The organism is Thermodesulfobacteriota bacterium (assembly GCA_036397855.1).
Taxonomy (GTDB): Bacteria; Desulfobacterota_D; UBA1144; order Nemesobacterales; family CSP1-2; genus DASWID01.
This window is the reverse complement of sequence record DASWID010000146.1, coordinates 1-11228: the sequence shown is the minus strand read 5'-3', so window position 1 is coordinate 11228 and position 11228 is coordinate 1. Positions and strand designations below refer to the sequence as shown.

The following is an 11228-nucleotide window of genomic DNA, read 5'->3' as shown; positions in this document are numbered from 1 at the left end:
GACGGATTACATAGATCTAACATCCCATGAGGTTTTTCTTCAGTTTGCCCCTATATCCTTCGATGCATCAACATTCGAGATCTGGGGTTGCCTACTAAATGGCTCGCAATTAGTCGTCTTTCCACCTTATACGCCATCATTAGAAGAGCTTGGTCAATTTATTAGGAGGCATAGGATTTCTACGCTATGGCTCACCGCTAGTCTCTTCCACCTGTTGGTAGATGAACGCATTGATGCTTTAATCTATGTTCGTCAACTCCTAGCTGGTGGTGATGTATTGTTTGCCTCACATGTAAAAAAGGCTCTCGGAAAGTTGTCAGGATGTAAATTGATTAATGGCTATGGCCCAACAGAGAGCACAACCTTTACCAGCTGCTATTCGATGACAGACTCTTCTCAAGTAGGGAATTCTGTATCGATTGGAAAGCCAATAGCCAATACTCAGGTCTATTTGCTGGACAAAAATTTACAGCCGGTCCCGATTGGAGTACCTGGCGAGCTTCATACCGGAGGTGAGGGACTGTCTCGCGGCTATCTGAATCGGCCTGACTTAACAGCCGAGAAGTTTATACCAAATCCATTTAGTGAAGAGCCAGGGGAGAGACTTTATAAGACAGGAGACCTTGCGCGATACCTAGGAGACGGCAACATAGAGTTTCTGGGAAGGATAGACAATCAGGTAAAGATACGTGGATTCAGGATAGAGACCGGGGAAATCGAATCAATACTAAGAGAACATCCATATGTAAATGATGCAGTCGTTTTAGCAAGAGGCGATGGGAGTGGCGATCCCTCGACTTCGCCCTGGAAAGATAAACGCCTGGTGGGATATATCGTAAATAAACGGGGGCAGGAAACTACTGTCGGTGAAGTAAGGAACTTTCTCAAGAACAGGCTACCAGAGTATATGGTGCCATCATACTTTGTAACACTGGACGAGCTACCACTAAGCCCAAGTGGGAAGGTAGATAGAAAGGCACTGCCCGAACCGGATAAAACCAGACCAGAGCTTGGAAGAGAATTCGTAGCGCCCCGAAATCCTACAGAGGAGATACTGGCTGGCATATGGGCACAGGTGTTAGGTGTGGAAAAAGTTGGAATATACGACAAATTCTTTGAACTGGGAGGACACTCACTGCTTGCCACACAAGTGGTCTCCCGAGCAAGAGATGCGTTTAAGGTAGAGATTCCACTTAGAAACATTATAGAAGAACCCACTGTTGCTCGACTTGCAGAGATAATAGATGAGGAGAAGAAAAAAGGTGAGGGGCTAAAGGCTCCACCTATTAATCCAATACCAAGGGACATCGAACTCCCACTATCCTCTGCCCAGGAGAGACTGTGGTTCCTTGATCAGTTTGAGCCAGGCAGCAGTGCCTACAACATGCCTGGAGCAGTGAGAGTAAGGGGTAGACTCGATGTGGAGGTACTGGAGCGCTCGATAAACGAGATAATAAGACGCCACGAATCACTCAGAACTACATTTAAATCAGTGGATGGGAAACCAACCCAGGTAATAGCATCCGAGATAATATTTACTCTTCCTATTCTGGATCTCAGTGAATTGCCAGAGGGGGAAAGAGAGTCTGAGGCGAGGAGACTGGCGATAGAAGAGGCACAGAAGCCATTTGACCTTGAGAGTGGCCCTCTACTGAGGCCTAATGTGCTAAGGCTTGGGGAGGAAGACCATGTTGGTCTCTTCACTATGCATCACATAATATCAGATGGTTGGTCTATGGGAATACTGATAAGAGAGGTTTCGGCAATATATGATGCATACTCCCGTGGAGAACCCTCACCACTGCCAGAACTACCGATACAATATGCAGATTTTGCACAGTGGCAGAGACAGTGGCTGCAGGGTGACGTGCTTCAGTCACAACTAGGGTACTGGAGACAGAAGCTTGGTGATCTGCCGCCAGTTCTTGAGTTACCGACTGATAGGCCGAGACCAGTTGTAAAGACATACAACGGGGCGCATGAATCATTAGAGCTTTCCCCATCACTATCAGAAGCCCTTACTGAGCTGAGTAGACGGGAAGGAGCTACTTTGTTTATGACACTGCTGGCTGCCTTTCAGACACTGCTCTATAGGTGTACAGGACAGGAGGACATAGCAGTAGGTACCCCAATTGCGAACCGCAATAGGTCAGTGATTGAAGGGCTCATTGGTTTCTTTGTCAATACCCTCGTAATGCGTACTGATCTTTCGGGTAATCCCAGCTTCTTAGAACTATTGAGGAGTGTAAAAGAAACCTCACTCGAAGCGTATGCTCATCAGGACCTTCCGTTTGAGAGACTGGTGGACGAACTTAATCCTCAGAGAGATATGGGTCACTCACCCCTGTTTCAGGTGATGTTTGTACTACAGAATGCACCGATGCAAGCCGTAGACCTGGGAGGCTTGACCATTAGTCCGGTGGAGATGGAAGGAGAGACGGCGAAGTTTGATCTTACCCTCTCTTTGGCGGAAACAGCTCAGGGGCTAACAGGAAATTTGGAGTACAACACGGATTTATTTAATGGACCTACGATAGAAAGGATGATCGACCATTTTATGATCCTTTTGGAAGGTATAGTTAAAAATCCTGACCAGAGAATATCAGACTTGCCCGTGCTACCGCAGAGGGAGAAGCATAAAATCCTTTTCGAGTGGAATGAAACAAGTAGGGAATACCCCGAAGAAAGGTGTGTTCATGAGCTATTTGAGGAACAGGTGAAGAGGACCCCGGATGCCATCGCAGTTGTTTTTGAAGATAAGACACTGACTTACGAAGAATTAAATCAAAGGGCTAATCAACTGGCTCATTACCTGATAGAGCAGGGAGTAGGCCCAGAGGTTCTTGTAGGGTTATGTTTGGAAAGATCAATAGAGATGGTAGTAGGAATTATGGGGATACTTAAAGCAGGAGGTGCTTATGTTCCTCTTGACCCCTCTTATCCGAAGCAACGGCTGGAATACATGGTGGAGGATTCAAATATTCAGTTCGTTTTAACTCAAAAAACATTTGCGGGTCTACTACCTTGTGATGAAATTACCCTTGTTCTTATGCATTCGAAAAGGGAGGGCATTTCTAAAAGGGATAGAGGCAACCCGATTCGTCTGTCCTCGCCCGATAACATTGCCTACGTCATTTACACATCAGGCTCTACAGGGAATCCTAAGGGTGTTCAGATCCATCATAGATCACTAACAAATTTCCTAACCTCATCTCGGGACCAGTTGGGCTTGTCATCCAATGACATCGTACCGGCAATTAACACCTTTTCATTTGATATCTCTATCCTCGAAATTTTTCTAACACTTGTAACCGGGGCTCGCATAGGTTTGATCAGCCGCGAAACAGCGACTGACGGATTATTGTTGTCAAGAAAGATTAATCAATTAAATGCGACGATGATCCACGCTACACCTGCAACCTGGAAACTTCTTTTTGCAGCAGACTGGAAGACTCCAAAAAAGTTCAAATCACTATGCGGCGGTGAGGAACTCACTGGAGATTTGGCAAATCTTTTGCTTGAAAGATCGAATTCACTATTGAACGTCTATGGACCTACGGAGACTACTGTCTATTCCACATCCTACCAAGTTTTTAAACAAAACGGTTCCATACCAATAGGCCGACCGATTGCAAACACCAAAATCTATATTCTAGACAAGAGTTATAATGCAGTCCCTATCGGAGTGCCTGGGGAGCTTCACATTGGAGGATTAGGTGTATCACGTGGATATCTCAACCGATCCGATCTGACGGCAGAGAAGTTTGTACCGAATCCATTCAGTGACGGCCCTGGGGAGAGGCTTTACAGGACAGGAGACCTTGCACGGTATTTGCCGGATGGGAACATAGAATTTCTTGGAAGGATAGACCATCAGGTAAAGGTGCGTGGCTTTCGTATAGAGACCGGGGAAATCGAATCTGTATTGAGGGAGCACCCGGGGGTGCGCGATGCAGTTGTTATAGCACGGGAAGATGAACCTGGCGAGAAAGGACTTGTCGTATATTTATTGGTGGAAGAAGAGAATAAGCCTAGTATCCGGGAATTAAGAGTTTTTTTAATGAAAAAGCTACCTGAGTACATGGTGCCGTCATACTTCGTAACACTAGATGAACTACCGCTAACCCCCAGTGGTAAGATTGACAGAAAAGCCCTTCCTGAGCCAGATGAAAAACGTCCGGAAATCTTACAAGAATATGTAGCACCGAGAAACCTACTGGAAAAGCAGATTGCAGATATCTGGAGCGAAGTACTACGAGTTGAAAGGGTTGGAGTTTATGACAATTTCTTTGATTTGGGAGGTAATTCCCTCCAGGCGACCAGACTAATATACAAAATATCCTCAGACCTGAAATACGAAGTTTCAGTTAAGAGCCTGTTTTTAAATCCTACTATCTCTGATCTCGTAAACGCTATTGGGAAGTGCCCCACCGAACTCCGAGATGAAAGGGCTTCGTTACCGACTAAATCCATTATCAAAGGAATTGTAAACAAGGATGAAGGAAGCAGTTTTAGATTAAATGATTTTACAGTAATCGAACGACGTCCATTGTTGGATCTCATTAAAGATGGACAAATTAAGCGAGTAGACGCAGCAGCTATCGGTTATTTATCAAACTCGATATTGGATCAAACAAACATCGATAGGAAATTGGTTCACGATTTTTTTAGAAATAAACCGATAATATCGAATATTGTGGAATTAGGTCTTGGTCGCATTGCCATAATATCAATACCAGTTTTCGAAACAGAATTGTATGCTGATCAGGATTCTTTGGTTGATATGATAAAGAAATCGGTTGAATTAGCAGGCGTGGCTGGAGCAAAAACTGTTTCGCTAACGGGTCTCATCCCGTCTGCCACTGACTACGGTCGCATGATTAGTGAGCAAATTGAAGCTGGGGATCATTTACCTCAAATCACAACAGGACATGCAACAACTACATCATCTGTTGTACTTTCGATAAGCAGAGCCCTGAAGGAAAGTGGTCGTGAACTTACCCATGAGAAGGTAGGTTTTTTAGGTCTGGGATCGGTAGGGATGGCTACCCTTAGTTTGATGCTGAAAAGTCTTCCACACCCATCAGAAATCACCCTGTGTGATCTGTATGGCAAGCATGATACCTTAGAAAAATTAAAAGATAGTATAATTAGAGAATTTGGGTACAAGGGAAATATACAAATTGTAGATTCTGGTAATAAGGTCCCGGTCGAATTTTATGAAAATTCCTTAATCATCGGGGCTACTAACGTACCAGAAGTCATCGATATTAATCTTGCGAGGCCCGGTGCGATAATCGTCGACGATTCAGCTCCACATTGCTTTTCCGTAGAGGAAGCCATTCGCAGATTTGAAAAGCATGTTGATATAATTTTCACCGAAGGTGGAGTACTGCAATCACCTAAACCCGTTCAGCGTTTACAATATTTGCCAGAGGTAGTAGAAAGGCTGATTGAAAGAAGCCAATTAGAAGCATTCTCAGAACGAGATCCAAATCAAATAACTGGGTGCGTCTTTTCGAGCTTACTCTCATCACATTTTCATAGATTAAAAGCGACCTTAGGCTTGGTTGACGTTACAAGCTCATACCAGCATTATCGAACTCTTAAAAGATTAGGGTTTGATGCAGCCGAGCTGCACTGTGGGAATTATGCACTTGATAAAGAAATGGTTAAGGCATTCAGAAAAAGGTTCGGATCGCAGAATACCAGAGTCAAAAAGGATCTAAGGATAAAAGCACCAAAATCTCCACTCGTGAATATCCAGCCTCGAGGTTCAAAACCACCATTCTTTTGCGTTCATGCCATTGGTGGCGGTGTGTTTTCATATTACGATTTAGCGAACTTAATTGGAATCGATCAACCCTTTTACGGACTAGAATCGTTTGGCATGGAAGGTGACGAGGCCCCTCTTTCGAGTATTGAGATAATGGCCACCCGTTATATTGAGGCTATACGATTTGTAAGCCCTGATGGTCCTTATCAGATTGGAGGATGGTCTATGGGAGGATTAGTTGCTTATGAAATGGCCCAGCAATTGTTAGCTCAACAACAATCAGTGTCAAAGCTAATCTTGTTCGATTCGCAGTCGCTGAGTAGAAATTGGAAGACAACGATAAAATATTCAAATAGACTTCTAGGGGATTTTTTAGAAAAACTTTGCTATTACTTCAAACACCAAGATACTTCATTAGATATCATCATAGGCTATTTACCCGATGCGAATTGGCCAAAGCCAGTAATAAATGAGAACGAATTAAGTAAGGATGATCGCATAATCACTCGCTATAGAGAATTAGCCAATATTCTCGGTGTCGACTCTAGCGAGCTTAACTTATTATTAGACAATATTATACAGGGTGCTTCAGGCACAGCGTTAATCTCGATTTGGAAGAATCTTGAAGCCAAAAATGAAAAGAGCAGTGAGGTTCAACTTCAGCATGCTATCCGACGATTAGACGTATATCTTAATAACCTCAGGGCAATTCATAAATATAATCCAAGACCTTATCCACACAGCTTGACCCTCATTAGAGCTGAGGATCACCTGAGCATGTTTGAAATAGATCAGACGTTGGGTTGGAGGAAATTAGCAAGGGGTGGCGTGGACGTTCATACTGTTCCAGGGGACCACTATACAATGTTTAACAGGCCGAACGTCAAAGTATTGGCGGAAGAAGTGAATGCACGCCTTAATGATGCAAACGGCATGGGAATTTAATTCAAACTGTAATCAATTTTATTAGAGGAGCCGATGAGCGTAGACGAAGATGATGACAAGACAATCTATAAGGTCGTAGTGAACCACGAAGAACAGTATTCCATATGGCCTTCAGACAAAGATAATCCTCTGGGCTGGAATGATGTTGGAAAAGTTGGACCAAAGTCAGAGTGTTTAGCTTACATAAAGGAAGTATGGACTGACATGAGACCTTTAAGTCTAAGGAAAAAGATGGAAGAGATGGAAAAGGAGAAAAAAGCAAAAGTGAAAGTAAAAGCCAGCTCGAAAAGGAAGACCAAAACGAAGTAATTTGATCAGCAGTTGGTGTAATTATACTCAATAACATTGGATTAGTGAAAAAACCTAAGCCTATATGGCACTTACCACCTAAGAAATCAATTATCAGGCAAGATGAAGCACATCTCTGGCTTACAGATCTGAATTTAAGGCCTTCATTGCTGGAAAATCTCAAGAATACCCTTTCTACGGACGAGCTAGCCAGGGCTAATCGCTTCCATTTTGAAAAAGACCGACACCATTTCATTGCTGCCAGAGGCGTTCTTAGAGTAATACTGGGAAGCTATCTAAAACTAAAACCAAACAGACTTAACTTCACTTACAATTCTCAGGGAAAACCGAAAATTGTGACTGAAATGGATTATGATTATCTAAACTTCAATTTATCGCACTCACATGGGCTTGCATTATACGCCGTTACCTTGGGTAGAGAAATAGGAATCGATATCGAAAGAGTCAGGACAAGTTTATCTTGTGAGAAGATCGCAAAACGATTCTTCTCACCCTTGGAGTTTAAGACTCTCGTCGCATTGCCTCCTTCAGAGCGTATTGAGGGATTTTTTAATTGTTGGACTCGTAAAGAAGCTTATATCAAGGCTATCGGAGAAGGTCTTTCTATACCGCTAGATCAGTTTGACGTGACACTGAACCCAAGCGATGAAGCTAAAATTGTTAGCATTAAAGGAGATTCGATTCTGGCGTCCAATTGGTCATTGTACCCTCTGACGCCAGCGCCTGGATATGTCGGAGCCTTAGCCGTGGAGGGAAAAAACCTTAGGATCAAACATTGGATGTGGTCAGGGTAAGTGATTCTATTCAGGGTGTTAGCGAAAATGTAAAAAACGAACGAGTAAGCGGGACAGGAATGTCCCGCCTATCCCCTGGGGTTAGGATTTATATATAAATCGATAGGCGGGGTTTTCCAACCCCGCATGGATCTGCAGGGGATCCGCGGCTTTTTGTCATCCCCGAGGACTTTTGTCGGGGATCCAGGAGTAAAGAATATGGATTCCCAATAACAGCATTTGGGAATGACCAAAAGAGGGAGGACGGTGGGAACCCTGGGACAATGACAGGTGGTAAGTCGCGGCTTATAACAAATTTGTACCGGCAGATACTCTAGGAACCAATATTTGCTCTAATCTCTAAAATCTTATCAAAGACCCTGTTGGCCAAGTCGGATTTACTCATTAAGGGAAGTTCCTCCACCTTTCCCGATCTGTCCACAAAATACGCCGCATTCGTATCCTGACCAAACCCAGAACCTGCCTTTGAAATATCATTTGCTACTATCAAATCCGCGTTTTTCCCCTTTAACTTTTCTTTTGAATTCTCTATTATATTCTCACACTCAGCAGCGAATCCCACTATGATCTTTCCGTCTTTCCTCTTTCCAATTTCTAAAAGGATGTCCTTAGTCGGTTTAAGTGTGAGTGTAAGATCCTTTTTACTTTTCTTGATTTTTCCCTGAATAATGTTCGATGGAGTGAAGTCACCAACGGCAGCAGCTTTAACTATTATATCAGCCCAGTCAAGATGATCCATAACCTCTTGATACATATCACTGGCAGTTAACGCGTTGACAATATCCACGCCAGTTGGTGGACTAACATCGGTTTTACCCGAGATTAAAAGCACATCGGCTCCCCTCAACCAAGCTTCTTTCGCAAGGGCGTACCCCATCTTTCCAGTGGATGGATTTGAGATGAATCTCACTGAATCGATGTACTCCCTGGTAGCTCCAGCCGTAACCATCACCCTCTTACCCGTAAAATCTTTACGCGAAAATACCCTCTCGATTTCCTGTATTATCACACCTAACTCGGGATACCTACCTTTGCCTTCCCAACCGCATGCGAGTTCTCCCTCATCCGGTTCTACAATAATAAATCCCCTCCTGTGTAAACCTTCGATGTTTTCCTGTACGGCGGGATTGTTATACATGTTCACATTCATCACCGGACATACAATTACGGGGGACTTGGTGGCCAGGATCACAGCATTGAGCAGATTGTCTGCAATTCCTGCTGCTGCCTTTCCAATAAAAGTAGCGGTTGCAGGAGCTACGATTATAAGATCCGCATTATCTGCGAGGCTAATATGTCCGATCTCCGATTCCCACTCGATATCGTAGATTTCGGTAGCCACCCGGTTTAAAGATAGAGCCTGAAATGTCAGGGGTGTTACAAATTCCGCGGCGTTCTTGGTCATAATTACGCGTACTGTCGCCTCCTCTTTGACTAACCGCCTGACAAGCTCACATGACTTATAAGCCGCAATTCCACCTGTAACGCCTAGTACTATGTTTTTCCCAGAGATTCTAGACATGTTAACCCTCTTGCTCATTTTTTGTACCGGAGAGACCCTCGGGTCTCCACGCTACGGTCCTCCTATTTAGTATAGAGGAGTAGACAGAATGAGGCAAACTATAATTTCAATTGCTCATCTTAATTCTGGATATTTCGGTGGGACAATTGATCCAAGATGCGGGGTTAGAAAACCCCGCCTATCCTTTCTGGTGACGTTATTTATTACGGATAGTCGGGACATTCTTGTCCCGATAGGTTTCCATTCCTTTTGTTTAATCCATGCGGGGTTGAAAAACCTGACTATCCGAGGATGATATAGTGATAGCCGTTAGCGGGAATCCACTCCCCCACTGTCATTTGCCGTTATTGGGAATCCATATCCTTTACCCCTGGATCCCCGACAAAAATCCTCGGGGATGACAAACCGCACGTCCCGCGGATTACTCGACAGCCTCGTCCCCGTAGGCATTTGCGGTGAATGTTCGAGCATGGGTTTATTGCGCTTCAACCCCGCCTCGTGTCATCCCCTGATGCAGGGAGTACCGCGCCCGCATGAGCGACCGAATATTTATGTTGTGATGACCTGTTTTCTGCACGGGTATTCATTTTTAACTAATCACAACCTAAAGATTATAGAAATAATGAGCTGCTTCGAAGAATCAATTTATTTCCCATGACACAGACATTTTAAAGCGGTAGAATGATACAAATTAATTCTTAGGAGACAAGTAGACAGCAATGAAAACTTTTATCGATATCGCTATTCCGATCGGAGTCTTCTACTTAATGTTTATTGTCGGACTGGAATTAACGCGGAACGATTTCAGAAAAGTCTTTCTTAACCCAAGGTTAATAGTGATTGCGACAATCTTGCAGTTCATTCTTATTCCTATAATCGGTGTGGTTTTAGTTCAGCTAATGAAGCCTAGCCCTCAAGTATTGGCCGGGGTCCTACTGGTGGCGGCCTGCCCTGGGGGCGGCATATCTAATTATTATACTTACTTAGCTCGTGCGAACACGGCTCTGTCCGTAACATTGACAACGGCTTCCTGTCTGGCGGCGATTTTAACAATTCCCATTTGTATGGAGGGATTCACATTGTACTTGAGTGAGCAATTTATCATTAAGATTCCCTTCGCAAAATTAATCGCACAATTACTACTTCTTGTCGTCCTTCCTGTTATTGTCGGAATGAAGGTTCGAAGGCTTTATCCGGATATGAAAGAAAGATACGAAAGTGCTCTAAGATATGTCAGCATTATTGCTTTTGTGATATTGATTGGATTTGTCGTCTACAAGGAGAGGGCGAATATACCGGCTGATTTCTCCGACACTGCCTTCGCCAGTGTTGCTTTCACTATCATAACCATGATTCTTGGATTTGGGGTTGGTTGGATCATGGGATTGAGCGCAAGCGATCGTTTTACGTTGCTCATAGAATTTGCAGTAAGGAACCTGGCTATCGCAACCGCAATTTCTGTGGGAATATTTCACGATCTTGGGTTTGCGGTTTTTGCGACTGTTTACTTTCTTGTTCAGGTTCCGATAATAATTGCTGCGATATTCCTATTCAGAAGATTTCAATCGATGCGATATGCATTCCCACCATGAATTGCAGAATGTCTGCTATAACCAATTGAGCATGGAGTATAAGATATAGGATGCGGAATTCGAAGAATTACGCGGCAGGAATCCAGAGCCTGTCCCCGCATGTCTCCATGCGGGGTTGGAAAACCCCGCCTATCGTTTTCGGTGACGTTATTTATTACGGATAGTCGGGACATTCTTGTCCCGATAGGTTTCCATTCCTTGTGTTTTATCCATGTGGGGTTGGAAAACCTGACTATCCGAGGATGATATAGTGATAGCCGTTAGCGGGAATCCACTCCCCCACTGTCATT

General features: G+C 43.9%; 5 protein-coding genes. 4 read left to right on the top strand and 1 reads right to left on the bottom strand.

Translation table 11 applies throughout. The features are described 5' to 3' along the window. Nucleotides 1-10: 10 nt before the first annotated feature. Genes VGA95_12040 through VGA95_12030 form a run of 3 tightly spaced genes read left to right on the top strand, consistent with a single transcriptional unit; the run spans nucleotide 11 to nucleotide 7824 of the window. Nucleotides 11-6721 carry an amino acid adenylation domain-containing protein gene (locus VGA95_12040; GenBank protein ID HEX9667268.1) on the top strand — a complete coding sequence of 2237 codons (6711 nt, stop codon included), beginning with the start codon at nucleotides 11-13 and terminating at the stop codon, nucleotides 6719-6721. A 33-nt stretch (nucleotides 6722-6754) separates the two neighbouring features. Continuing rightward, nucleotides 6755-7030: an MbtH family protein gene (locus VGA95_12035; protein ID HEX9667267.1), complete on the top strand. Its 276-nt coding sequence runs from the start codon at nucleotides 6755-6757 to the stop codon at nucleotides 7028-7030. Between the two features lie 44 nt (nucleotides 7031-7074). Beyond that, nucleotides 7075-7824 carry a 4'-phosphopantetheinyl transferase superfamily protein gene (locus tag VGA95_12030; protein ID HEX9667266.1) on the top strand — a complete coding sequence of 250 codons (750 nt, stop codon included), beginning with the start codon at nucleotides 7075-7077 and terminating at the stop codon, nucleotides 7822-7824. 313 nt (nucleotides 7825-8137) lie between these two features. Here the strand turns inward: VGA95_12030 and coaBC are convergent, their stop codons facing one another. Continuing rightward, nucleotides 8138-9346 carry a bifunctional phosphopantothenoylcysteine decarboxylase/phosphopantothenate--cysteine ligase CoaBC gene (gene coaBC / locus VGA95_12025; protein HEX9667265.1) on the bottom strand — a complete coding sequence of 403 codons (1209 nt, stop codon included), beginning with the start codon at nucleotides 9344-9346 and terminating at the stop codon, nucleotides 8138-8140. 719 nt (nucleotides 9347-10065) lie between these two features. Here coaBC and VGA95_12020 point away from each other — a divergent pair. Continuing rightward, the gene (locus tag VGA95_12020) at nucleotides 10066-10938 is read left to right on the top strand and encodes a bile acid:sodium symporter (protein ID HEX9667264.1); all 873 of its coding nucleotides are present in this window, start codon (nucleotides 10066-10068) and stop codon (nucleotides 10936-10938) included. Nucleotides 10939-11228 lie beyond the last annotated feature (290 nt).

Excerpts from the sequence above, each read along its gene's own strand:
- VGA95_12035 (HEX9667267.1), top strand. The coding sequence starts at position 6,755 with ATGAGCGTAGACGAAGATGATGACAAGACAATCTATAAGGTCGTAGTG.
- coaBC (HEX9667265.1), bottom strand. The coding sequence starts at position 9,346 with ATGTCTAGAATCTCTGGGAAAAACATAGTACTAGGCGTTACAGGTGGA.
- VGA95_12020 (HEX9667264.1), top strand. The coding sequence starts at position 10,066 with ATGAAAACTTTTATCGATATCGCTATTCCGATCGGAGTCTTCTACTTA.